The sequence below is a fragment of the Facklamia sp. HMSC062C11 genome (assembly GCF_001810675.1).
In the GTDB taxonomy this organism is placed as follows: Bacteria; Bacillota; Bacilli; order Lactobacillales; family Aerococcaceae; genus Facklamia; species Facklamia hominis.
On record NZ_KV802415.1, the window covers coordinates 16,407 to 40,741 of the forward strand.

Sequence of the window (24,335 nt, forward strand, 5' to 3'; positions counted from 1 at the left end):
TTGCACATGTTGCAATCGATCAATAAAGTATGCTACTTAGGAGCTAGACCTCAAGAGGAAGAGTTAAAGAGGCATGACCAATCGGTCATTGCCTCTTTTTAAATTTTGTCTGTAATTTAAGATCTTTTATTTGACCCATGGACGGATTCTATGTACAATAAAACCACTGCTTGAATGATTGCTTATTCAAGTGTATCGAAAAGTATAAGGAGGCTATTATGAAGAAAAATAAATTAATACTTTTATTGGGGCTATTGTTAATGGTATTGGCACCTATGATGCCGGTAAGCGCTCAGGAAGACACCTTTACATATGCCATTGATGGAGATCCAATGTCACTCAATCCGGTTACCGTTTCAGATCGTTGGGGTTTAACAACGGTAAATATGATCTATTCACCCTTAATCCGCGTCGAAGGGGATGGAAGTCAAAAATATGAGTTAGCCAAGGATTTAGAAGTGTCTGAGGATGGCAAGACGATTACGGTTAGCTTGAGAGATGATGTTAAGTGGTCGGATGGTCAAGCATTTACAGCTGAGGATGTTGTCTTCACCTATGAGAAAAAGGCAGATAAAGCTAATGGAAATGCCGATTCACTCTGGATTGGTGATCAAGCCATTGAAGTTGAAGCCAAGGATGATCATACAGTGGTCTTCCACTTACCAGAAGCTAATGCGGCAGCGGTTAATAATATCGCCACAGAGACTTACATCATGCCTAAGCATGTTTTTGAACAGGAAGCAGATTTTTCAGTGAATGAATTAAAGGCTGCACCGGTAGGAACAGGCCCTTATCAATTGAAAGAATATCGTCGTGGCGAATACCTTTCCTTTGAAGCCAACGAATCTTATTACGGAGGACCTGCTAACATCAAGAATATCGTTTTCCGAATTATTTCTAATGCAGACACTAAGAAAGTTGCCTTGCAAAAAGGGGAAGTTGATGCAGCGATTATTATGCCAAAGGAAATCGCAGATTTTGATGAAGACCAGATTGCTAGCTATCCCTATTCAGAAAACCGTGTAGGTTACATTGGGGTCAACGCAAATACAGTTAAGGATCAAAAATTACGTCAAGCTATTTTCTTTGCGCTGAACCGGGATGAATTAAATCAAGCAATCTATTTAGATTCTAAATACTACAATAATGTATATTCTTTCCTACCTCCTCACAATCCTTACTACACGGATGAGGTAGAACAGTACCAACAAGATCTTGAAAAAGCCAAGAGCTTGTTAAACGAATCGGATGCCGGTCAAGTTAATCTAACTCTCGGTTATACTGCAGATGATCCAAATCAAACCATTCAAGCAACTTTGATTCAACAGTATCTGCAACAAGCAGGGATTCCGGTAGAATTGAAGGGTGTGGATGGAGCCAGCCTCTATTCAACCTTGGCTAAAGATGATCAAACAGATTATGATCTCTTTATCGGAGGCTATATTATGGGGACCGATCCAGACTTCTATGCCGCTTTATATAAGTCAGATGGTTCTTATAACACCTTTAATCTAGCCAATGAGAAGGTAGACCAACTCTTCGAACAAGGGGCAAAAGAATTAGACGACAACAAGCGTCAAGAGATCTATCACCAATTGCAAAAAGAGGTGGCTGATTCTGCGGTTATCTTCCCAATGGTTGATAATCAACGGATTTTTGCGGTCAATAAGCGCATTGGTAATGTCGAAGCAGCGAAGTTTGTTCCGATTTATACCATGGAAGATATGTCTAAGTTAACCTTCAATTAATGATAATCAGTGATAAGCGCATGTGGCTCTATTCCTCATGCGCTTGTCCATTTCAAAGGAGTATCTTATGTTTCGATATATTCTAAAGCGGATTTTACAGATCATCCCTTTATTGATTGTAATTTCCTTTATTGTTTTTTCATTGATTTATTTAGCGCCTTTTGACGCCATTGATGCGATAACGACGCCAAATATGTCACCTCATCAAGTGGAATTGCTTAAAGCCAAACATGGATTAGATAAGCCATTTTTGATGCAGTATCTTTATTGGGTTAAGAATATTTTACAAGGGGATTTTGGGGTATCAATTATTAGTCAAAAGCCCATTGCTCAGGAATTAGCCCAGCGTATTCCAAATACAATTTCACTGGTTTTGCCGGCCTATGTGACAGCTTTTATTCTGGCAATTATATTAGGTTTATGGGCAGCAAGTCATCGAGGAACTTGGCTAGATCATCTGTTGGATAATATTAATACCTTAGGGATTTCCATGCCGCCTTTCTGGTTTGCTATGTTGATGATCTACTTCTTGGGTTATCGTTTAGACTTATTTCCGATTGTGGGAATGCACTCGGTAGGCCAGGAAGATTCTTGGGTTGATTTTTTGCAACACTTTGCTATGCCATATTTGGTTTTAGTGGTGGCTATTTTCCCGGATTTAGCTCGGTATATCCGGTCGTCGGCCTTAGGCCAATTGGATGAAGATTATGTTCAAGTGCAAAAGTCTCTCGGTGCTTCAAAGTCGGGCATTTTTCGGCGACATATTAGTCGAAATGTCCTCTTGCCTTTAGTGACTCAGATTGGTTTTGCATTGCCGATGTTAGTTACAGGGGCGATCATTTCTGAAACGATCTTTCAGTGGCCAGGCGTGGGGCCTTATTTCATGAGTGCGACCAAGCAGTTGGACTATCCTGTCATCATGGCTGTGATGCTCTTATCGGCAAGCTTGGTGATTATTGGAAATCTATTGGCAGATATTCTTTATACGATTGTTGATCCGCGTATTCGCCAAGGAGGTCAGTCTGCATGATGAAAAAAATTAAACGAGCGCTTCGTTTGAATCCAAGATATGGTCTGGCTTTAGTTCTATTAACTTTGCTGATTTTATTGGCGGTCTTGGCACCCTTTCTTGGGATCGATCCGAATCAAACAGATGTTACTTCAATGATGCAAGGGCCTTCGGCAGACCATTGGTTTGGAACGGATGAGTTAGGGCGCGATTATTTTATTCGAGTGCTCTATGGTGGTCGTGTGTCCTTATTTGTAGGGTTTGTGTCGATGATCGCGACGAGTTTAATTGGGTTGATTGTAGGTTTAGTCTCGGGTTATTATGGAGGTTGGATTGATTCGCTCCTGATGCGATTGGTTGATATTCTGTCATCGATTCCATGGTTAGTGCTGGTTATCGTATTAAGTGTATTTATGAAGCCTGGATTAACTTCTATCATTATTGTGATTGGCGGATTTTCCTGGATGGGAATTGCTCGTTTGATGCGGGCAGAGACACTGGCTATGCGGGAGCGTGATTATGTGATCTATGCTCAATTTATTAAGGTGCCAGCATGGAAGATTATGGTCAAGCATATCGTGCCGGGAATTTTTCCAACGCTTCTGGTCGCAGCAACTGCAAGTATTGCATCGGCTATTATGACAGAATCTTCTTTAAGCTTTCTAGGTGTTGGGCTACAACCACCGCATGCATCTTGGGGCTCTTTATTGCAAAATGCTCAGAGTTCCTTGCAAAGTGCCCCTCATATGGCCATTATTCCCGGTCTACTGATTATGTTGACGATCTATGCTTTTAATCAGTTAGGCCAATTGATTCAAACAGTCTATGAAATGGAGGAAATCCATGACGAAGATTATTGATATTGAAAATTTAACCATTCATTTAAATAAAAAGGCCATGGCCAAGCGTGAGTTGGTTCATGGTATTTCGACGCATTTTTCAAAAAATAAGATCACCGGAGTGGTGGGTGAATCTGGCTCGGGGAAGAGTATTACGATGCGGTCTCTAATGGGGTTATTACCTGAATCTTTGCAGGCTCATTATTCGAGTTACCAGTTTGATGGTCAAGCGGTGACGGGAAACTTATTGAAGTTGCCGATCTCGATGATTTTTCAAGATTCGATGACTTCACTTAACCCACTTCGTAAGATTGATTATCATTTATTAGAAGTGATTGATCGCTACCATCCCATGGATAAAGATCAAGCCTACCAACGTGTCATTGAGGAATTAGCGGCGGTGGGTATTAACCATCCTGAACAGGTGGCCAAGCAATTTCCTTTTGAATTGTCAGGTGGGATGCGTCAACGGGTTATGATCGCCTTAGCTCTCTTAAAAGATCCGCAGCTCTTAATTGCCGATGAGCCAACAACTGCTTTAGATGTAACGATTCAAAAGCAGATTTTGGATTTGATTCAAAAGAAACAAGCGACACAAGATCTGAGTGTTATTTTAGTCACTCACGATTTGGCGGTGGTGGCGGAAGTTTGTGATGAGGTCAAAGTTCTATTCGATGGGGTCATTGTTGAAGAAGCTAGTGTGGAAGATCTCTTCTATCGTCCGGCCCATCCTTATACTCAGGAATTAATTAAGGCGATTCCTCGCGGTGTGAATGGCGAAGAATTATATAGTATGACCTCTTTTGGTCTGTCAGAAGCAGAAAAAGCCGGTCGCCTTATTGAGATAGAACCCGGTCATCGGGTATTGAAGGAGGGGTAAGATGTTAAGATTAGAGAAGATTTCAAAGACTTATCAAAAAAAGAATCTTTTTGGTCAGTTACAAGCCCAAGTTCATGCCCTAAAAGATGTTAATTTGACCATTCAAACTGGAGAATGTCTAGGTCTAGTGGGCGAGTCGGGATCGGGTAAGTCGACTTTGGGGAAGGTCATTCTAGGATTGGAGCAAGCGACTGACGGTAAGCTTTATTATAAAGAACAAGAAGTAGATGATAAATTGCGTGAAGAATTGAGTCGGCGTCGAGCTTTTCAGATAATTTTTCAAGATCCTTCGTCAGCTATGAATCCCCATTTGTCTGCTCTCTCGATTGTGGCTGAGCCTTTGTTGTTAGTCTATCCCAAAGCGGAGGCTCTAAAGCGAGCAAGAGCTATCTTACAAGAAATGGGCTTTAGATCTGCTGATCTTTCGAAAAAGCCTAATGAATTCTCTGGCGGTCAAAAACAACGAATTGTGATTGCCCGAGCGATTGCCTTGGATCCCGAGTTTGTGGTCTGTGATGAACCTGTGTCAGCGCTAGATGTATCAATTCAAGCTCAGATTATTAATTTATTAATGCGACTGCAAAAAGATAAGCATTTAACCTATTTATTTATTTCTCATGATTTAGCCATGGTACGGTCAATCTCTCAGCGAGTGGCTGTTATGTATCAGGGACAACTTGTTGAATTGGCACCTACTGAAGCTATTTTTTCGAATCCGCAACATGCTTATACTAAGCGACTTTTGAGTGCGATTCCGATTGCTGATCCTAAACGGGCTAAACAACGTCGTTTGAATGGGGATGGCGCTGAATTAACCCCGATTCAACTTGGAACAAAGTGGCTAGAAGTAGAGCCAGGTCATGGCGTCTTAGTCTAATATAGCTTGGAGTTGTGGAGAAGGTTTTGCATATCAATGAGGTCATGATATAATGTCTTTGTTTTGTCTTAGTGGATGAAGAATCACAATGAAAGAAAGAAGAGTCTTATGATTGAATTAATTACCAGTGCCGAGTCGCTTGAACAAGCCTATGCCCTAGTGGATTTGGGTGTTTCACAAGTGATTATCGGTGAAGCTGAATTTGGCCTTCGGATTCCTGGCCATTTTACCTTTGAAGAGATGAAGCAAGTATGTGACTATGCCCATCAAAAAGGGACACAAGTAGTGGTTGCTGCCAATGCGATTCTCCATAATGAAAAAATTAAAAAGGCCCGTCCTTTCTTGGCTGCTGTTAAAAAAACGGGAGCTGACAAGTTGTTAGTGGGAGATACCGGCTTAATTCAGATTTTAAAAGAAGACGCCTATCGTATGCCTTATATTTATGATGCAGCGGTCTTGGTGACTTCCTCTGGGCAGGTTAATTTTTGGGCTAAGTATGGGGCCGTTGCTTCCATGGTAGCCCACGAAGTTCCTTTGTTTGAATTGCAAGAAATGGTCCAAGGGGCTGAGATTCCATTGATTTATCAAGTCTATGGATCCGCCTGTATTCATCAAAGTCGTCGTGAATTATTAACCAATTATTTTTCCTATGTGGGCCATGATGCTGCGACCTTTGAAGGTCGGCATCTATTCCTTTCGGAACCGAATAAGCCAGAAACCCATTATTCCATCTATCAGGATGATCATGGCACACATATTTTTGCCAATGATGACCTGAATTTATTGGCTTATTTACCGCAATTGCAGCAAGCTTCGGTTGATCACTGGTTCTTAGACGGTTTGTATTGTCCAGGATCGGATTTTGTGGCGATTGTTGAAGTCTATCAAAAGGCTGCTCGAGCGCTTGAATCCGGTGAATGGGATCAAGCATTGCTAGATCAATGGCAAGCAAGTATCCAAGCTCATCACCCAGCTAACCGTAGTTTAGGGACAGGCTTCTTCCTGCATGAGCCTGGCCTAGTGAAATAACCATTTGAAAGGAAGTGAGTCGAATGAAAGGTCAAAAACCTGAACTTTTAGCTCCAGCAGGGACGCTTGAAAAATTAAAAATCGCGATTCATTATGGAGCGGATGCCTGCTATATTGGAGGCGAAGCATATGGCTTGCGTAGTCGCGCAGGAAACTTTACTTATGAAGAAATGGAAGAGGCCGTAGCTTTTGCTCATGAACGTGGTCGTAAAGTCTATGTAGCAGCGAATATGGTGACCCATGAGGGAAATGAACAAGGGGCTGGCGATTTCTTTAAACGCTTGAGAGATATTGGCATCGATGCCGTCATTATTTCAGACCCAGCCTTGATGCAGATTTGTGCGAGTCAAGCACCAGGCTTAGAGATGCATTTGTCAACGCAACAGTCAGCTGTCAATTATGAAACCTTAAACTTCTGGCAGGATGCTGGCTTAACACGCTGTGTATTAGGTCGGGAAGTCTCGATGGATGAAGTGAAAGAAATCCGAGCCAATACGGATGTTGAGATTGAAGCTTTTATTCATGGTGCTATGTGTATCTCTTATTCGGGTCGCTGCACATTATCTAATCATATGGCTCATCGGGACGCTAACCGAGGGGGCTGTTGTCAATCTTGCCGTTGGAAGTATGGGCTTTATGATTTGCCAATTTATGGTGATAAAGAAATGCTAGATTCCGATAGTCAAGGTCAAGAAGTACCCTTTGCCATGTCAGCGGTGGATCTATCGATGATTAATTATATCCCAGATATTATTGATGCCGGGATTGACTCCTTAAAGATTGAAGGTCGAATGAAGTCCATTCATTATGTTTCAACAGTTGTCAATGTCTATCGTAAGGCGATCGATACCTATTTTGAGGATCCAGATAATTATCAAGTAGATCCTGAATGGATTGAGGAATTATGGAAGACGGCTCAACGAGAGTTGGCGACGGGATTTTATTACGGTCGTCCTACGGAGAATGAACAAATTTTTGGTCCTCCTCGTCAGATTGCTCAGTATCGGTTTGTTGCCGAGGTGTTGGATTATGATCCTGCAACACAATTAGCGAAGATTCAACAACGGTATAAGTTTGCGACTGGCGATGAGATCGAATTTTATGGTCCGGGATTCCGTCATCATTATAGTCAAGTGGGACCCTTGTGGAATGATCAAGGGGAGCCGGTTCCTGACGCACCTCATCCCATGGAGATTTTAACCATGAAGGTGGACTTCCCGGTTAAGCCTCATGATATGATTCGCAAAGCGGTTGACTGATGAATAATAGAAGATTTGTTTAAATGAGTTAGAATACGATTATTGTGTGATAAGCTAGCGGTCAATGAATGAAAAAGAGTGCGATGAGAGTGGTTGTTACCACTTTTGTCGCACTCTTTTGTGTTATTATTTTTGATGCTTGATCCAGTCTGCTTGATGGCGACGGGATAGACGCATGAGTTCTATGTATAATTCAGCCAGGTCTTCTTTGAGTGAAGGATCTGTCAGGTAAGACTGGACTTTTTTTATGACTTGGTCTTCACGAGAGGCATCAAGAATTGGTAATTGATTGGTGAATTTAATCGCCGCTACTTTTTCGACAGTTCGGGTTCGTTGTTCAAAGAGAGCAACGATTTGACGGTCGATGTGATCAATGGTCTTTCTTTCTTGGTCGAACATAAAAACTTCCTTTCATTAAGGGATTTGACTTAGAATTTGGCTTCCTAGCGGGTAGGCGATGAAGCAACTTATTAGGATGCTGAGGATCAAAATCCATCCCCCGTATTTTAGGGTGTCGGTATTGGTGGTCCATCCGGATCCAATCGATATGGCGACATAGGGCATGGCAGGAGGAGTCATTAATGCTAAGGAGGCCATAAAGCCGATCAAGCAAGCGATGACAGCAGCATTAATGGTTAGGTCTGGGTTGGCCGTTACTAAGGTTGTTAAGAGCGTGGTAACCATGGTGGTAGTTACTAAATTCGATGAAAAATTCGTTTGAAGCCCTGCCCAGATAATGAAGACACCAACCACCATCCATGGACTTAATTGAGATAGTACTGGACCTAGGGCATCTTGGATCAGCTGAGTGACCGCGAATTGTGGATTAGTCAGCAAGGAACCTAGGCTTAGGGTTGCGGCAACAATTAAAAGGCTTGGCCAATAGACCCCTTGTGCAATGGCTGTTTGCAAGGAAATTAAGGCTTTCCCCTTTGGTCGCAGGGTTGCTAATAGGAACACGCCTAGCATTGGCGGAAAGGCAATCCCAGCATTTTTGAAGAAGGTGCCGATACTTGGAAATAGTGGTGCCAGCAATTCAGGTAGGATCCATAGTGCTACGACTAAGCTAAAAATAGCCATGACCCACTTTTCATGGGAATCACTATCAGGAAGTGCCTGCAAACTCTTGATTTTTTGAATTTGCCAATCGGAGACATCTAGCCGCCAGATAAAGACTAAGGATAGCCAAAGCAAAGTATATAGAATAAGTCCACTCGGAATAGCAAAGGTCATATATTGAGCGTTTGTAATAGCTTGACCAAAGGCAGATTGATAAATTCCCATAGCAGTGATGGCAAAGACATGGTTGATGGGCGTCATAGCTGTTCCAATAGCAAGCGTACTAAAGAGAGCTACTAGGAGCTTAGATGCTTGAGGGTCCCCTTTTTTAACTCGGAATTGCTCAACCATCTCTTCATACAGCGAAAAGGCGATCATAAAGAGGATCGTCGGAGAGATAAAACAAGCTAGCAAGAGTAAAGCCGTTAGAAAGGCAAAAATAAAACGAAGGGTAGAGGCCTGTGCCCAATGACTATTGAGGGCTTTAGCTAAAATTCGCTTTAAACAGGGGGTATCCTGGAGGGCAAAAGTCAGAATAAAGGTAAAGAATAAAAAAACGAAGGTGGTATTGCCAAAGGATAGTTGGAAGACTTCAGTAAAAGAGCTTCCTGGTAATAGGCCTAGACAGATTAAACAGAGTAGCGAAGGCCAGTCAATAGCCACAAAGAGCCAAAGAATGAGACTAGCCAAAAAAATAGCAATCAGAGAAAAAGTGGGACTGGCTAAGCCTAATAATTGCCAATGCAGGCTGTCGTTTAACAGGCTGGTCGCTAATAAGGCAAAAGCTATAAGGCAAGCGGATCTTTTGATCCAGGTAGAGGGAGAATCGGTCACGTGAATCGCTCCTTTATGGTAAAATTAAGTCGGTTTTATGATAACGTATTTTCAGTAAATTATCCATTCAAGAGATATTTTGGGTATCCTTACGATTGAGAGTGTTGCTTTGAAAGATATCGTATTAAAAGATAAACATCTGGCTTTTTTTATGTTATAATTAGACAGATAGCCAAACTGTGTGAGGAGGACTAAAAGTGATCAAGGCTTTAACAATCGCCCTAGTGGTGGTGTCTATTTTAATTATACTATTTGTTATTATGCAACCGTCAAAAAGTAATGCCGCTTCAACCTTAACCGGGGGTGGCGATGACGGGACCGTTAAACAAAAAGCGCGCGGCTTCGAGGCATTCTTGATTCGTTCAACAACGGTTTTAGGAATAGCCTTTTTCGTAATTGCGATTGCGCTGGCTTATTTCTCAGCCAAATAGTTGGAATAATAGACGTACAAGCCCTATAATTGGCGACTTGTACGTTTTTTCATTATAATAATTGGAGTGCATTAGTTAGTTTAAGCAGGAGGGTTTTTCTTGGTTCAAGACAATCAACAGGAGCTTCCATTTAAGGGGGCAAAATATTTTGCAGGTTCTGATCATCAAGTAGGGATCTTATTGTTACATGCTTATACCGGATCTACTCGGGATATGAATCTACTGGGACGTTTATTAAATCGCCAAGGTTATTCTGTATTGATCCCTCTTTTTTCAGGTCATGACACTCAAGACATTCGTAACGTTTTAAACTATTCTCCAAGAATCTGGCAACAAGAAGCCCACAGTGCCCTGGAATGGCTATTGCAACAGGGTTTTAAACAGGTGTTTGTTTTTGGTCTATCAATGGGTGGTGTTTTAGCGGGGGATCTTTTGAGCCTGCATCGCTATCCTCTGGCAGGAGGCGGTGTGTTTAATGCCCCCTTAGTGACTAAGGAGCCCATTGATATTTCACAGGCTTTTATGAACTTAGGTGAAAAATTAGCACGGATTCGTGGAGAGCAAGCAGACTATATGGAAGAGTATGATCATATTCTTGCAGGTCATTGGCAACAAATGGCTGAGTTAGAACAGATCAAGCAGGAGATTCAACCTCGCTTGCCCCAAGTCAACTTGCCCTTTTATATTGGACAATCGGGTCAGGATGAATTGATCGATCCGCAGGATGCTTATTTATTAAAGGCTCATTTAAGTCAGGCTGAGGTGGATTTCCACTATTTCCCTTATAATACGCACAGCATACCCACTAACCCCAAACGGCATGATTTTGATCAATCGGTTTTGGCATTTCTTCAAGCTCTGACTTAAAAATATTCCTAAAGAAAGGAGGTTTTTAGATGAATTTATCAAAAATTGAATTACGGATATTGGATTTTTTACAAAAGAGTCCTGAAAAAGCCTATTCTAGTCAAGAATTAGCTCAGGCTCTGAATTATCAAGGAACCAAAAATTATAAAAAGTTGATTAAAGCTTTAGCATTTTTGGAAAGAATTAATCAGCTACAACTAACTAAACAGGGCCATTTTAAGTTGGTTAATAATAAATCGACGGTGGAAGGTCTATATCGAGCCAATGATAAGGGGTATGGTTTTATCTCTTATGATGAGCAAGAGAGCGATCTTTTTGTACCCAAGGGGAAAAATGGGGGTGCTATGGATGGAGACCGGGTGATTGCTCGTATTCTTCGAACTGTGGATCCTACTACGGGTAAGGGGTCGGAAGCGGAAATTATTGAAATCCTTGAACGAAAAGCAAGCCAAGTAGTAGGCGAGTTTTTTGCCTATGATCAAGACCAACGTAAAAGGACTGGGTATCTAGGTTATGTTAAACCTCAAGGAGCCTTTAATGAACATGTTCAAGTACTTATTGATGATCAAGGAATTCGACCTGTTGATCATATGATCTGTATTGTCAAGATTCGTGAATACCCGAGTCCAGACCAACCAAATCGGATGGTAGGTCTGGTGGCTAAGGAGATTGGTCACCGTGATGAACCGGGAGTTGATATTCTATCCATATTGTTCCAATTTAATATTCCTCACGAATTCCCTGAAACGGTTTTGGAGGAGGCCGCTGCAGTCCCTCAAGAGATTGATCAAAAGGAACTTAAAGGACGGGAAGATCTTCGGTCAGAATTGATTATGACCATCGATGGGGCAGATGCTAAGGATTTAGATGATGCGATTTCATTGACTAAATTGAGTAATGGTCACTATTTATTAGGGGTACATATTGCGGATGTCTCGCACTATGTAAGGGAAAATTCTCCACTAGATCGAGAAGCTTGCGAGCGCGGGACCTCTGTCTACCTAACCGACCGAGTCGTTCCAATGCTGCCTCAACGTTTATCAAATGGAATTTGTTCCTTGCATCCACATGAAGACCGCTTGTGCCTTTCTTGCCAGATGGAAATTGATCAAAAGGGGCACGTTGTTAAACATCGTTTGTTTAAGTCAGTCATCAATTCTTCTTATCGGATGACCTATGATGCGGTTAACCAGATCTTAACGGGGGATACTCATTTACGGACCCAGTATGAGGAAATTGTTCCTATGTTGGAGGAAATGACAGATTTGCATCATATTTTAGTTAAGATGCGTCAAGAACGGGGTGCTTTGGACTTTGATGCACCAGAAGCGCAGGTTATTGTGGATGAATCAGGTCATCCGCTTGATATTAAGTTGCGCCAAAGACAAACAGGCGAGCGCTTGATTGAATCCTTTATGCTAGCAGCTAACGAAACGGTCGCTCGTCATTATTTATTGAAACAATTTCCATTTATTTATCGAATTCACGAACAACCGGACGCGAGTAAAATGGACCGCTTTGCGGAATTTTTGACAACTTTTGGATTAATTTTAAGAGGAGATACGGCTAAGATTCGACCTAAAGCGTTACAAACGGCACTTAATAAGATTAAGGATCAACCTTATGAACAAGCCGTTTCAACGATGATGCTGCGTTCGATGCAGCAAGCTAAGTACTCTGAACAGCCTTTGGGGCATTATGGTTTGGCAGCGGAAGATTACACGCATTTCACTTCTCCAATTCGTCGCTATCCTGATTTAATTGTTCATCGTTTGGTATCCAATTACTTAGATCATCAGCCAAGCCAAAAGGAGCGGGATCGGTGGGAAGATAAGTTGCCAGGAATTGCGATTCATTCTTCGCAGATGGAGCGGCGAGCCGTTGAGGCGGAGCGGGAGACCGACGCCCTGAAAAAAGCGGAATTCATGGTGGACAAGGTGGGTGAGACCTACTGGGGAACTATTTCATCTGTGACTTCTTTTGGTATCTTTGTCGCCTTAGAAAATACGGTGGAAGGTCTTGTAAAGTTGACCAGTTTAACGGATGATTATTATCAGTATAACCCTCAGCACCTTTTATTGATTGGTGAGCGAACCCATAAGATCTATCGGATTGGTCAAAAAGTTCAAGTAGAGGTAGCTTCGGTTAGTGTTGAAGACCGAGAGATTGATTTTACCCTACTTGATGCTCAACCTGTTGAAGGTCTTGATTCAACTGCTTTGATTAAAGCAAGTCGTAAAAAAAGAAAACCAAAGGGGAAAGCGGATGCTTCTTCGACCTCTAAAATGACAGGATCCAAGGCGAGACGATCTAGACATTCACAAAGAAAAGGTCACAAAAATAAGCAAAATAAATCTTTTGTAATCAAGCAAGGCCGCAAACATAAAAAATCATCGAAGCGACACCGATCATCATAAAAAAGAAGGAGGATTTGATGGCGAAAGAAAATAAAGCGTTGACTAAGCCATTGGCTCAAAATCGTAAGGCACGGCATGACTATGAAATTATCGACACCTATGAAGCCGGTATGGTCTTAAAAGGAACGGAGATTAAGTCGATCCGCCGTGGGAAAATGAATATCCAAGATGGTTTTATTTCGATTTATGGTGGACAGGCTTGGTTAAAAAATGTTCATATCAGTCTTTATGATCATGGTAATTTATTTAATCATGATCCTTTAAGAGAGCGTAAATTATTACTTCATAAAAAACAAATTAATGATTTGCAACAAGCCATAAAGGAGCGAGGAATGACCCTAGTTCCTTTAAAAGTCTATCTTGTAAGAGGCCGGGCTAAGATTCTGATTGGTTTGGCTCGAGGAAAAAATCTGTACGATAAACGGCATGCTTTAAAAGAAAAGCAAGCTAATCGAGATATTGAACGAGCCTTGAAAAATTATCGTTAATCACTGTTGACCACTAAATGTCATCCTATTAAAAACCGTCCATCATGAATTGATGGGCGGTTTAATGTTTGTTGGTCTGAATTAAGTATGATATACCTCTGTTTGTATCGTGATCGATGTTTTGGTAAATAGTCAGTGATTATTGGCTAAGCCATATTTGTTTGACATAAGAAAAAGGAGACGTTCATTCTTTGACAGATATGTCGTCTAGGCTCATTTTTTCTGCTCGCCAATAGAGAATATAGGAGTTCGTTCTTAAAGGGTATTCTTCTTTTCGAGTCAAGTGAGGATGGTTAACTTGAAAGTGGATGATTTGACGCTTGTTGGTTGGATTCGTTTCTAAGAGACATTGGCCAGTATTAAAGCTAAAATATCCCTGCAATCCACTTTCTTGGTATTGATAGCGTCGTCTTAAGCCATATTCTTGAACACTCTGGTAGCCTGCTTCTTGTAAGCTGTGTTTGAGGGATTGATAATCACTTTCTTCTTCAAGCGGTTTTTCATCAATAAATCCTTTGTTTGAAACTATGCCTGCAAAGTTATAGGGGCATTCAGGATTGAGTGTATCAGGCAACCATTCTGGGTAGATTTGGATACAATAGATAAGAACCTGATCAGGCTCTGTTAAAGAGAGAAAGCCAATTTGTACAGAAGGGGACTTAGCCAGAGTGGAGATCTGATAGCGTCTTAGACTGGTTTGATGGATATTCTGGATGTTTTTTGTGAGGTCTTGAATAAAGCCTTGTTGAAATGATTGGTCTTGTTCTTGGACAAGTTTTTCACTCAAGAGTTCATTTTGGAGTTGACTTTGATAATAGGCTTTAAATTGTGTGATTCGTTGGTGCTGCAATTGATTAAGTTGGCAGAGACTAAGGTAGATTAAATGGCTGATAACCATAAAAACCAGTACACAAGGTAAAACCATGCCTTTTTGATGAGATTTCATAGGGTCTCCTTGAAGAGTTGAATCTTGAAGATACAAGTATACGATTCACCGCTGACTAGCTGTAAGTTGATTAATAGTTGTTGTTCATTTAATGGAATTAACTGCCAGGCATTGACCTGATAAAGATAAGGTTGGTGGCCGGGAGTTTGATAGATTTTTTGGTGATGAAGAATGATTTGTGAGCGTTGAAAGTTTTTTTCTGGATTCGCTAAAACTAATCGCTGATCATGTACTTGGACAACTTGGTAGTGTTTCAGTTCTTCTTCAAACAATAATTCAAAATGATGGAGGTCGTTTTGGCGATTTTGCCGCATTCGCTGATCACTGGTTTTATAATAGTCAACCGCTGTTAGTAGACCATGTAACACCAGTGAAAAGATCATTAGGCTAATCAAGCACTCTAGCAAGGTAAAAGCTTGTTTAAGGGGATAATTCCCAGTCTTCCAAAATAACTTCATAATGCTGACCTCCTTGAAATGTGATTTGGTAGAAATCAGATTCTAGCGATATAGATTGGATTTGGCAATTGGCGTTTCTTTCAAAAAGTTGTTTGATTAATTGGGCGTCGCTCCTATCTAGACTTTGCTCGTGAGAATATAACTTACTTAAATTATAAAAAACTTGCCAATATTGTAGCTGACGGCGGGCTTGTTCTAGACGTTGCCATTCTTGGCTTAATGCCGGAACGTAAAGAGCAAGCATGGCTGAAAAGAGCAGGAGTCCAACTAAAGCTTCCATGAATGAAAATCCTTTTTTATGGTTGAAATTCAAATTGACCACTTCCTAATTGAAAAACAAGATAAAAATTTTCGCCGGATTGGTCCTGGAAAGTAATGGATTTAAAACCGGAGACATGTCCATTATCTAGAAAGTAAAATTGATAAGGGGTTAAAAGATCTAAATGATCGGGTAGGTTAATTTGATGGATGATTTGATGGTTATTATAGTAATAGAAGCTAACGGGCCCTCCTACTTGAAAATTGACAAAGATAGGCTTTTTCTCGATGACGGCCTGTTCTTGAGCGAGATGAAGTTGATTTTTTATCTGATCTTTAAAGCTTTTACTGTGATATCGAGAGATTAACTGCTGATTGAATAGTCGACTTGATAGAATAAAGAGTAAGCTGACCACCATTAAGGTGATCAGCATTTCAATTAGGGTGAAGGCGTTAGACTTATTGACCATTGTCTGGGCCGGATGCAGGTTGGTTATTGGCAATAGCGCTTAAGTTGGTTGTATTGAATAGCTCTTCTGCCTTTTTACTTTGTTTTTGTGTAATGTAGCCTTTGGTCAGTAAATCGTCCAAGGTGGTTGGAGCAGCCCCTTCGGCTAATTCATAGGTGGTCATCTGAGTCTGGATGACTTCAGACATGTTTGACATGGCTTGTTGATTAATACGATCTCTCTGTCCAGAGATGTTTGGAATAATGATGGCCATTAATAGCGCCACAACTACTAGAACAACAAGCATTTCGATGAGGGTGAAAGCTTTCTTGTGCTCTTTATTCATCAGCGCTTGTTTAATCATTTGTAATTTTTTCTTCATAGTTATCCTCCTAAATTTCCATACTTAACATAGGTAACATTAAAATTAAATAGACTGCCATTACAACTAAAGCAATTAAGATAAATAAAAAGGGTTGAATTAATTGAATCTTTTGATTGAAATTTTCTAAAAGATCGTTAAAGGTCTTTTTTGCATAGAGTTGGCATTTTAATCCTGTTTGACTGGTGATTTCTCCTTGGTAGATAACGAGGGGTAAGGAAGGATTGAATAAACCGATAGCTTCCAAAGACTCTGGAAGAGGAATGCCTTGAATATAGTTTTTTTGGAGCAATTTAGCGATTTCGCTTAGAAAAGGATCGATTGGAAAACGAATTAATAGTTCTAAGATCTGTTGAATGGAAAAACCTGCACTGAGAAAATAACCCAATTCCTCTGCAATGCGATAGGAATAGTAGTTTTTGATTAATTTCTTTAGAAGGGGTATTTTTATTAAACGTTGTAACCGGTCCATTAGTTCAAGTTTCAAAAGATAAAAATCCAAACACAGATAGATTAATAACAGAAGCCCCACCCCACCTAAAAAGAGTTGGGGTAAATAAGTAAAAAATAGAATCAGTAAACGAGCAAATACTTGTTTTTCAAAGGTTTCTGCTGAGATAAAACTTAAAATTTGCGGCAACATGAAAGCTCGAATACCGAAAAGTAGTGCTATCAAAAAGATAAAAAGGATAATTGGATAGATGAGGGCTTTAATTAATTTATTGCGGTAGTCGTTAAGCAGTTTAAGATAGTTTGCAATCGACCAAAGCGCAGTTTGAAAACGTCCTTGTTTTTGGGAAAAAAATAACTGAGCAACCACTTTGCTGGAGTAACCTAGTTGCTTAAGGGCATATTCAAAAGGCCTACCCTGGTTTAGTTCTTCTAGGATGTAGTCCAGACTGAGATGATAATTTGGCATAAGAATTTTCAAAAATTGTAAACTTTGATGGATGGAGAAGCCTTGTTCATACATTTCCGCAAGTGTTTTTATTAAAAAATAACGTTGCTTGGCGGGTAGCTTCAGCGGATTCCTGTTAAAGGACTTCAAATTGATGGTAGCTTTCTTGATGAATATAGCCATATGCCCATGCCTTTCTTAATTGATGGTTCAATGTTAATTTTGGCCCGACTGGTTGATCGATTACTTGTTTTTGGCCTTGTAAAATCACCTCCTTTAAGGTGGGTCCAGTTAAAAGTTCAAAGAGTGCGGCTCTTTTTTGAGTAGCTGGGATATGAGGACAATGGTTAGTGCTTATCTTGTGACAACATAGACAGTAGCGGGGGACTAGTCGTTGTGAAACGACACCGATTAATGTTTGACTGAGTTGCTGTGGAGATATTTGAAGTTCCATGAGTCGGCCGATGACTCCTAAGGTGTTTGTGGCGTGTAGGGTAGCGATCATTAAGTGACCGGTCAAGGCTCCTCGGATGGTCATTCGAGCTGTTTCTTCGTCTCGAATTTCACCAATAAATAAAATATCAGGGTGGTGTCTAAGGGCAGATTTAATTAATAGGTCATAGGAAATCGCTGCTTTTTCATTAATTTGAGTTTGAAGGAAGCTTTCTTCGCGTATTTCAACGGGGTCTTCCATAGTAATGATTTGTAATTGCTCATGGGCCATTCGCTCACGTAATAATTGATAAATGGTGGTTGTTTTGCCAGAGCCTACTGGTCCTGAGATAAGAATAAGGCCACTTTTGCGCTGAACGAGGCTTTTTAATAGTTGTAAATCGGAAGGAAAGTAACAATTAACCGCTTGAGCTTGATGGATTCTAGAATAAATGACTCGAATGACTAATGATTCTTTGAGATTGACATCGGTAATCGTGGAGAGACGGAGTTCGATGGGGGGCATCTCTTCCTCAATCTCAAATTCACAAGCGCCCGATTGGGGGCGTCTTTTTTCTCCGACATCAAGATCGGCTAAAAATTTAAGTTGGGCGATCATACGTTTGGCATCTTTGTCTGTTAATTCTTTTAAAAAATTTAGTTGACCGTGAACACTTAATAAGAGTTCATAGTGACTACTCTTTGGCATCAAATGAATATCGGAGGCTTGTTGTTGAATGGCTATTTGTAATATGTTCTTGACTTCCTCTTCAATCATGGATAAACCTCCTTTTGGTCGTTGGTATAATTAAATAGTTCGTGAATCGATAGATGCGCTTTAAAAGTTTTAAGGTCAAGTCCTAAACTATACTTGCATTTGAAAGTATGCTAGAATAAGAAAGAAAAGGGCCTATTATAAGGTCACAACAGTTTTTAAAAATAAGGAGATGGAACGATGATTTTTAAGGTTATTTACCAAGAAACAAAAGACCAAGTTCCTCAAAGAGAGCTTTCTAAATCGTTATATATCGAAGGAGAAAGTCGTAATGAGGTTATTGAAAAGTTGACTCAAAAAACACCATACAATGTTGAGTTCATTCAAGAGCTAGATGGCGAACATTTGGCTTATGAGCAAGAACATAATCCTGACTATCAAGTGGTGGAACTTTAAAGATGTCGATTAATTTAAAGAATAATGAGGTCGGCGTTTTTGCACTGGGTGGTCTCAATGAAGTTGGAAAGAATATGTATGGTGTCCAATTTCAAGATGAAATAATTATTTTAGACTCTGGTGTGATGTTTCCAGAGGATGAACTATTGGGAATTGATTATGTGATTCCGGATTATCAATATTTAATTCAAAATCAAAGTAAAATTAAAGGTCTCTTCATTTCACATGGTCACGAAGACCACATTGGAGGCATTCCTTTTTTACTTAAGCAAATCAATGTGCCGATTTATGCTAGTCCTTTGGCAGCAGCACTTATTCGGCGAAAATTACAAGAACATGGGCTTTTGCGTGATGCAGTGATTCATGAAATTAATGAAGATTCGGTCATTCGTTTCCGTAAGACCAGTGTATCTTACTATTTAACCTCTCATTCAATTCCAGAGGCATTTGGAATCGTGGTTAAGACACCCCCTGGTAATATTGTTTTCACTGGTGACTATAAATTTGATTTTACACCGGTTGGTAAACCAGCCAACATTCAACGTATGGCTCAGATTGGAGCCGAAGGTGTTCTATTAATGTTAGGGGATTCAACCAATGCGGAAGTGCCTACTTTTACTGATTCAGAGCGTCTAGTAGGACGATCGATTCGTAATATTATTCAACGTGAAGAAGGTCGAGTTATATTTGCGACTTTTGCTTCCAATGTCTATCGTCTGCAGCAAGTTGTCTTAACGGCTAAAGAAACTGGCCGTAAAGTAGCGGTTTTTGGACGGTCCATGGAGTCTGCGATTAAAGTGGGTATTGAATTGGGTTATATTGATGACCATGGCGGTGATGTGTTTATTGATGGTCGGGATGTGGATAAATATCCTGCCAATAAAGTGATCATTTTATGTACAGGGTCTCAAGGTGAGCCGCTGGCGGCATTAAGCCGAATTGCCAATGGGACTCACCGTCAAATCAGTCTACACCCAGACGATACTGTCATCTTTTCTTCTTCGGCCATCCCTGGGAACACGACCTCGATTAATCATTTGATTAATCAGTTGAGTGAACAAGGAGCTAAGGTTATCCATGGAAAGGTCAATAATGTTCATACTTCAGGACACGGGGGTCAACAAGAACAATTATTAATGCATCGATTGATGCAACCAAAGTACTTGATGCCTGTTCATGGAGAGTACCGGATGTTATCGATCCAAGCCAAGTTAGCTCAAATGACAGGAATTCCAAAAGATCATTGTTTTGTTCTTTCAAATGGCGATATGTTAGCTTTAACGAGTGACTCAGCTAGACTAGCGGGTCATTTCCCAGCTTCAGATGTTTATGTTGATGGAAATGGGATTGGCGACATTGGAAATATTGTTCTTAAGGATCGACGTGTCCTTTCAGAAGATGGATTGATTGTGATAGCAGCTAGTATTGATTATAAGAATCAAGCCATTGTTTCTGGTCCAGATATTATGTCGCGCGGTTTTATTTATATGCGTGAATCGGGGGATCTAATCGCCGAGATTCAAAGTCAGACTCGTTCTATTATTAATCGGACTTTGAATCAAAATGGTAAGAATATCAATGAACGTGCAGTTAGAGATGCTCTATTTGATGAGTTGCAGCCCATTATTTATAAAAAAACACAAAGAAGTCCGATGTTAATGCCGGTGTTGTTAGACATTAATAAAGGAGTACGTAAACGCCAAAACAAGAAAAGCTAAGGAGTGGTCTCATGAACCGTATTCAACGTCTACAAGATGTTCTTATTGAATCGAATTTAGCGGCACTTTTAGTAACTGATTTATTGAATGTTCGTTATCTGGTTGGCTTTACTGGGACAGCGGGAGCAGTGCTAGTGACTCAAGATGAAGCTTTCTTTATCACTGACTTCCGTTATCAAGATCAAGCTGCTAACCAAGTGCAAGATGCCCAAATCCGAATTCATCAATCCGGTGTTTATCAAGAAGTTCAAGCGATTATTGTTGATCGTAATATAAAGCAAGTAGGGATCGAGGCAGACAATCTAACGGTCGCTCAATTCCAAATGGTTCAAGAGACCCTATCAGCTTTAGTAAAGACGACAAGCCAAATTGTAGAAGAGCTACGCCAAGTAAAAGATCAATCCGAGTTGGATCTGATTCAAAAGGCGTGTGAGATCACTGATGAGGCTTATCAACATATTTTAGGTTTTGCTAAGCCTGGCCTGACTGAGATTCAAATTGCGAATGAATTAGAAGCCTTTCTAAAAAACAAGGGTGCTTCAGGCATGTCCTTTACAACAATTGTTGCTTCAGGTGCTCGTGGTGCATTACCGCATGGCGTGGCGAGTGAAAAACAATTAGCTAAAGGAGAGTTAGTCACGCTGGATTTTGGCTGTTTTTATCAAGGCTATGCATCAGATATGACTCGGACTTTTGCGATTGGAACTGTCGACGACCAGTTGCGGAAGATTTATGATATTGTTTTAGAGGCTCAATTACGAGTAATTGAGCATACTAAGGCTGGAATGACCGGGCGTGAGATTGATGCACTAGCTAGAGATTATATTAGCGAAAAGGGCTATGGTGATTATTTTGGTCATTCTAATGGTCATGGTGTGGGATTAGCCATCCATGAAGCACCTGCTATTTCAACCAGATCTAATGATGTGATGGTTGAAAATATGGTGATTACCGATGAACCAGGTATCTATTTACCGGGAATCGGCGGTGTGCGAATTGAGGATGATTTAGTCATTCAAAAAGAGGGCGTGCATGTCATTAATCAAAGTCCTAAAGAATTTATTACTATCTAGGAGGGAAACCAAGTATGCCAATGAAATCAAAGAATCAAGCTGTTGCTTTTGAACGTCAAGAAGGTTTTGACTTGGGAGAAATCAACATTACAACAGGAGTTTTAGAAGATATTGCCGCTAAGGCTGCTTCTGAGGTGGATGGGGTTATTCGTCCAACTGCTAAAGGAGAAGGAAATAATTTTTTCCGTTTTGAGTCTTCGAGTTTGAATGCCAAGTTGAAACAAGAAGCTGATAAAATGCGGATTGATGTTTATATAAAACTCCATTATGGGTATTCGGTCCCTCAGGTTGCTATGCAGGTTCAAGATCGAATTAAAGAACAAATTTTGTTTATGACCGACTTAGTGATTGATCAAGTGAATGTTCATGTCACAGCGATTGAGACCGATTCAAGTAGTGAAGCTAGCTTTTTCCAGTTAGATGATGAGATCATTGAGGAAGTTGAGGGTTAAGATGGCTAGATTAAGTAGACGAATTATTCGTGAAAAAGCCATTCAGACTTTGTATCCCTTAAGTGATTCTCAAGTAAATTTTGATTTAGACCAATCGCTTCGATTTGCCCTTGAAGCGGGTAATGATCCTGAAGAGGGATGGAGTATCGAGGAAGTTGATCCTTATTTAAGCCAGTTAGTAGCAGGAGTAGCTGAACATTATCAGGAATTGGATTCTGAGATTGCCCATTATCTTAGTGGTGAGTGGACATTAGATCGTATTGCTCGGATTGATCTAACGATTCTGCGTTTGGCCTTTTATGAATTAATCGATGTTTGCCCGAAAGATCCAGACTTAGTGCCTTCGGTTGTGGCGGATGAAGCAATCGAACTTGCTAAGACCTTCTCAGATGATCGTTCGCGTAAGTTTATTTCTGGTGTGTTGGCTCATTATATTCAGAATAATTGCTAATTATAATAAAAGATAAGTCCTAGTTAAGAAAGTTTGAAGAAACTATTTCTTTTCTGGGGCTTTTTAGCTAAATGATTTGAAAATCTGGTCATTTGCTTGAGCGTGTTTATCGGATTGATATATAATAGAAGTAGTTGGAGGAGTTTTATCTTAAAGGTAGGAACTCGCTCAACGGATAAATAGGAGTGATAAAGAATGAAAAAATCAAAAATTTTATTTGCGGCTTTGGCTGCTTTAACGGTATCGCCAAATGTGATGCCACTCGTTTTAAATTCAAATCAAGTCTTGCATGCTGTGGAACAAGGACAATCCCAATCTTTAATGGCTTTGGGTGCCAGTCTTAACCAACAACAAATGCAAGACACGATTCAATTATTAGGTGCCAGTCAAGTTGCAGCTAATAATACGATTACGGTTGATGGTAATATGATTAATAAATACCTTCAAATTGGAGCTGATAGTTCTGTCGATGTTTATTCTTCAGTTTATGTGGAAGCTCAAGCTCCAGGCTCAGGCGTTCAAGTTCAAATAGTAACTCCTCAGAATATTACTTTGGTCTCGAACACCACCTATCAAAATGCGGCGATTACCGCTGGAGCAAAGGATGCCCTAGTGCGGGTTGCTTCAACGATTCCAGTAACAGGTGAAGGAGCCTTGACTGGTCTATACGCTCTCTTAGAAAAACAAGGAGTTAAAGTAAACCAAAATGATGTGAAAGTAGCTCAAACCGAAATAACCATTGTTGATAAAATTAAGCAGGATACTGGATTAACCGATGATCAGGTTAACAAAATTATGGCTGAAATAAAAAAAGCTGTTGCTAAAAAAGTTCAAGCGGGTGAAACTGTCGATGGGCAAGCCATTGTTAAAGCAGTGTTAGAGTCCATGAATCTTCAGGTCAGTGATGATGCCTTTAAGATCTTAGTTCAATTTGCTAATGATTTTGCGAAAACGCAAGCAGCTGCGAATAAAGAGACTGAAAATCAAATTGATCAGTCTATTAATGATCCGGACTGGGCTTCAGTATTAGCTAATGCGAAAGCAACCATGTCCGTAGAAGATATCAAGAGTATTGGTAAACCTGATTTTTCAGATACACAAAAATATCATGCCATTTTACCAGCTATGTATGATAAATTCTTTGAATATGTCGCAGAAGGTAAACGCATCGATGACCTCTATTCACATACTTTTATTTTAGAAGCGATGGATTCAAATCTTCCAGTAGAAACAAAAGCGGCGCTCGACCAATTGCGTGAATTGATGTATCAATATACGGCAGCTATTTTTGAAGCTGATGTAAAGGATGAGTGGATGAATAAACTGCAAGCAATTGATTCAATTCGTAAGGATAACCCAGCCTTAGCTGAAATAATTCAAGAAACAGCGATTAAAACAGGTTATGCACCTGAAGCCTATACTTACGAAAACTTCCAACAAGTTGATAATCTGATTAGTTTTGATGTTGCAGATAGTACACCTGATAAGAACACCGTGTTGGCTCATTTCCAATATGATGTATCAAATGGGGAACTATTTATTATGGATGTTACTAGTGGAGAATATGTTCCACTAAGTCAATTTGATTTAGGCGCTTTATATAATGTTCAAGTTGATAATAATTATGCGCCAAAAGTGATTGTTCCTGCTGACTTTAAGCTAGCTAATGCAACGGAGTCTGATGAAAGCTCCCAAGAAGAGAGCAGTCAAGAAGCTGAAAGTGCAGCTAGTGATGAGAGTCAAGCTGGAAGCAATGAAGGACAAATGAGTGAAGAATCAGCGGTTGAAAATTCCTTGGACCAACCAACGGCTAACCAAACGCCTGAGGAAGCTGGAAATACGAATAACGAAGTTAGTGAATAAACGCTAACTATTGAGAGCTTCCCGTAATAAAGCTGCAGCTTCTAGCT

Annotated in this window: 26 protein-coding genes; 17 read left to right on the top strand and 9 right to left on the bottom strand. The window is 40.3% G+C overall.

The features are described from left to right. Positions 1-260 precede the first annotated feature (260 nt). From HMPREF2758_RS07585 to HMPREF2758_RS07615, 7 genes are all read left to right on the top strand, one after another. Positions 261-1,748: an ABC transporter substrate-binding protein gene (locus HMPREF2758_RS07585; protein ID WP_371440330.1), complete on the top strand. Its 1,488-nt coding sequence runs from the start codon at positions 261-263 to the stop codon at positions 1,746-1,748. A 67-nt stretch (positions 1,749-1,815) separates the two neighbouring features. Further along, a complete protein-coding gene (locus HMPREF2758_RS07590) occupies positions 1,816-2,778 on the top strand; it encodes an ABC transporter permease (protein WP_016648202.1) in 963 nt (320 codons plus the stop codon). Next, the gene (locus HMPREF2758_RS07595; RefSeq protein ID WP_016648201.1) at positions 2,775-3,617 is read left to right on the top strand and encodes an ABC transporter permease; all 843 of its coding nucleotides are present in this window, start codon (positions 2,775-2,777) and stop codon (positions 3,615-3,617) included. The genes HMPREF2758_RS07590 and HMPREF2758_RS07595 overlap by 4 nt, the downstream gene beginning before the upstream one ends. Further along, positions 3,601-4,476 carry an ABC transporter ATP-binding protein gene (locus HMPREF2758_RS07600; RefSeq protein WP_070609826.1) on the top strand — a complete coding sequence of 292 codons (876 nt, stop codon included), beginning with the start codon at positions 3,601-3,603 and terminating at the stop codon, positions 4,474-4,476. Before HMPREF2758_RS07595 ends, HMPREF2758_RS07600 begins: the two co-directional genes overlap by 17 nt. A gap of 1 nt (position 4,477) precedes the next feature. Next, positions 4,478-5,353 (top strand): ATP-binding cassette domain-containing protein, encoded by an 876-nt coding sequence (locus HMPREF2758_RS07605; RefSeq protein ID WP_016648200.1) that lies wholly within the window; start codon positions 4,478-4,480, stop codon positions 5,351-5,353. 108 nt (positions 5,354-5,461) lie between these two features. After that, a complete protein-coding gene (locus tag HMPREF2758_RS07610) occupies positions 5,462-6,382 on the top strand; it encodes a peptidase U32 family protein (protein WP_016648199.1) in 921 nt (306 codons plus the stop codon). Between the two features lie 23 nt (positions 6,383-6,405). Continuing rightward, on the top strand, positions 6,406-7,641 hold the full coding sequence (locus tag HMPREF2758_RS07615) for a peptidase U32 family protein (RefSeq protein WP_016648198.1): 1,236 nt from the start codon (positions 6,406-6,408) through the stop codon (positions 7,639-7,641). A gap of 126 nt (positions 7,642-7,767) precedes the next feature. Here HMPREF2758_RS07615 and HMPREF2758_RS07620 read toward each other — a convergent pair whose 3' ends face one another. Together HMPREF2758_RS07620 and HMPREF2758_RS07625 are read right to left on the bottom strand one after the other, a co-directional pair. Then, entirely contained in the window at positions 7,768-8,040 is a 273-nt protein-coding gene (locus tag HMPREF2758_RS07620) for a chorismate mutase (RefSeq protein WP_016648197.1), read from the bottom strand. A 15-nt stretch (positions 8,041-8,055) separates the two neighbouring features. Next, the gene (locus tag HMPREF2758_RS07625; protein WP_070609829.1) at positions 8,056-9,534 is read right to left on the bottom strand and encodes an SLC13 family permease; all 1,479 of its coding nucleotides are present in this window, start codon (positions 9,532-9,534) and stop codon (positions 8,056-8,058) included. Positions 9,535-9,731: 197 nt separating this feature from the next. Between HMPREF2758_RS07625 and secG the strand changes: the two genes are divergently transcribed. The 4 genes from secG to smpB all read left to right on the top strand — a co-directional run bounded on the left by secG (position 9,732) and on the right by smpB (position 13,737). After that, a complete protein-coding gene (gene secG / locus HMPREF2758_RS07630) occupies positions 9,732-9,965 on the top strand; it encodes a preprotein translocase subunit SecG (protein WP_006908971.1) in 234 nt (77 codons plus the stop codon). Between the two features lie 99 nt (positions 9,966-10,064). Further along, the gene (locus HMPREF2758_RS07635) at positions 10,065-10,832 is read left to right on the top strand and encodes an alpha/beta hydrolase (protein ID WP_070609830.1); all 768 of its coding nucleotides are present in this window, start codon (positions 10,065-10,067) and stop codon (positions 10,830-10,832) included. A 29-nt stretch (positions 10,833-10,861) separates the two neighbouring features. Further along, the gene (rnr, locus tag HMPREF2758_RS07640; RefSeq protein WP_070609832.1) at positions 10,862-13,249 is read left to right on the top strand and encodes a ribonuclease R; all 2,388 of its coding nucleotides are present in this window, start codon (positions 10,862-10,864) and stop codon (positions 13,247-13,249) included. Positions 13,250-13,266: 17 nt separating this feature from the next. Beyond that, complete coding sequence (gene smpB, locus HMPREF2758_RS07645; RefSeq protein ID WP_070609834.1) at positions 13,267-13,737, top strand: SsrA-binding protein SmpB; 471 nt, start codon at positions 13,267-13,269, stop codon at positions 13,735-13,737. A gap of 184 nt (positions 13,738-13,921) precedes the next feature. On the opposite strand, the gene HMPREF2758_RS07650 is transcribed toward smpB, so the two are convergent. Genes HMPREF2758_RS07650 through comGA form a run of 7 tightly spaced genes read right to left on the bottom strand, consistent with a single transcriptional unit; the run spans position 13,922 to position 18,338 of the window. Continuing rightward, positions 13,922-14,683, bottom strand: coding sequence for a hypothetical protein (locus tag HMPREF2758_RS07650; RefSeq protein ID WP_070609836.1), 762 nt, complete (start codon positions 14,681-14,683; stop codon positions 13,922-13,924). Beyond that, on the bottom strand, positions 14,680-15,141 hold the full coding sequence (locus HMPREF2758_RS07655; protein WP_070609838.1) for a competence type IV pilus minor pilin ComGF: 462 nt from the start codon (positions 15,139-15,141) through the stop codon (positions 14,680-14,682). Before HMPREF2758_RS07655 ends, HMPREF2758_RS07650 begins: the two co-directional genes overlap by 4 nt. Then, positions 15,104-15,421, bottom strand: coding sequence for a hypothetical protein (locus tag HMPREF2758_RS07660; protein WP_070609871.1), 318 nt, complete (start codon positions 15,419-15,421; stop codon positions 15,104-15,106). The genes HMPREF2758_RS07655 and HMPREF2758_RS07660 overlap by 38 nt, the downstream gene beginning before the upstream one ends. 16 nt (positions 15,422-15,437) lie before the next feature. Then, positions 15,438-15,869: a competence type IV pilus minor pilin ComGD gene (gene comGD / locus HMPREF2758_RS07665; protein ID WP_016648189.1), complete on the bottom strand. Its 432-nt coding sequence runs from the start codon at positions 15,867-15,869 to the stop codon at positions 15,438-15,440. Next, positions 15,859-16,230: a competence type IV pilus major pilin ComGC gene (comGC, locus tag HMPREF2758_RS07670; RefSeq protein WP_006908979.1), complete on the bottom strand. Its 372-nt coding sequence runs from the start codon at positions 16,228-16,230 to the stop codon at positions 15,859-15,861. Before comGC ends, comGD begins: the two co-directional genes overlap by 11 nt. 10 nt (positions 16,231-16,240) lie before the next feature. Beyond that, positions 16,241-17,311 (bottom strand): competence type IV pilus assembly protein ComGB, encoded by a 1,071-nt coding sequence (comGB, locus tag HMPREF2758_RS07675; protein ID WP_070609841.1) that lies wholly within the window; start codon positions 17,309-17,311, stop codon positions 16,241-16,243. Then, positions 17,265-18,338, bottom strand: coding sequence for a competence type IV pilus ATPase ComGA (gene comGA / locus HMPREF2758_RS07680; RefSeq protein ID WP_070609843.1), 1,074 nt, complete (start codon positions 18,336-18,338; stop codon positions 17,265-17,267). The genes comGB and comGA overlap by 47 nt, the downstream gene beginning before the upstream one ends. Before the next feature lie 177 nt (positions 18,339-18,515). Between comGA and HMPREF2758_RS07685 the strand changes: the two genes are divergently transcribed. The 6 genes from HMPREF2758_RS07685 to HMPREF2758_RS07710 all read left to right on the top strand — a co-directional run bounded on the left by HMPREF2758_RS07685 (position 18,516) and on the right by HMPREF2758_RS07710 (position 24,288). Continuing rightward, positions 18,516-18,731 (top strand): DNA-directed RNA polymerase subunit epsilon, encoded by a 216-nt coding sequence (locus HMPREF2758_RS07685; RefSeq protein ID WP_006908982.1) that lies wholly within the window; start codon positions 18,516-18,518, stop codon positions 18,729-18,731. A 2-nt stretch (positions 18,732-18,733) separates the two neighbouring features. Then, positions 18,734-20,449 carry a ribonuclease J1 gene (rnjA, locus tag HMPREF2758_RS07690; RefSeq protein WP_070609845.1) on the top strand — a complete coding sequence of 572 codons (1,716 nt, stop codon included), beginning with the start codon at positions 18,734-18,736 and terminating at the stop codon, positions 20,447-20,449. Positions 20,450-20,460: 11 nt separating this feature from the next. Next, positions 20,461-21,522 carry a M24 family metallopeptidase gene (locus HMPREF2758_RS07695; RefSeq protein WP_070609846.1) on the top strand — a complete coding sequence of 354 codons (1,062 nt, stop codon included), beginning with the start codon at positions 20,461-20,463 and terminating at the stop codon, positions 21,520-21,522. 14 nt (positions 21,523-21,536) lie between these two features. Further along, positions 21,537-21,974 carry an Asp23/Gls24 family envelope stress response protein gene (locus tag HMPREF2758_RS07700; RefSeq protein WP_070609848.1) on the top strand — a complete coding sequence of 146 codons (438 nt, stop codon included), beginning with the start codon at positions 21,537-21,539 and terminating at the stop codon, positions 21,972-21,974. Between the two features lies 1 nt (position 21,975). Beyond that, on the top strand, positions 21,976-22,425 hold the full coding sequence (gene nusB / locus HMPREF2758_RS07705) for a transcription antitermination factor NusB (protein ID WP_070609850.1): 450 nt from the start codon (positions 21,976-21,978) through the stop codon (positions 22,423-22,425). Positions 22,426-22,620: 195 nt separating this feature from the next. Next, complete coding sequence (locus tag HMPREF2758_RS07710) at positions 22,621-24,288, top strand: DUF1002 domain-containing protein (protein ID WP_070609853.1); 1,668 nt, start codon at positions 22,621-22,623, stop codon at positions 24,286-24,288. Positions 24,289-24,335 lie beyond the last annotated feature (47 nt).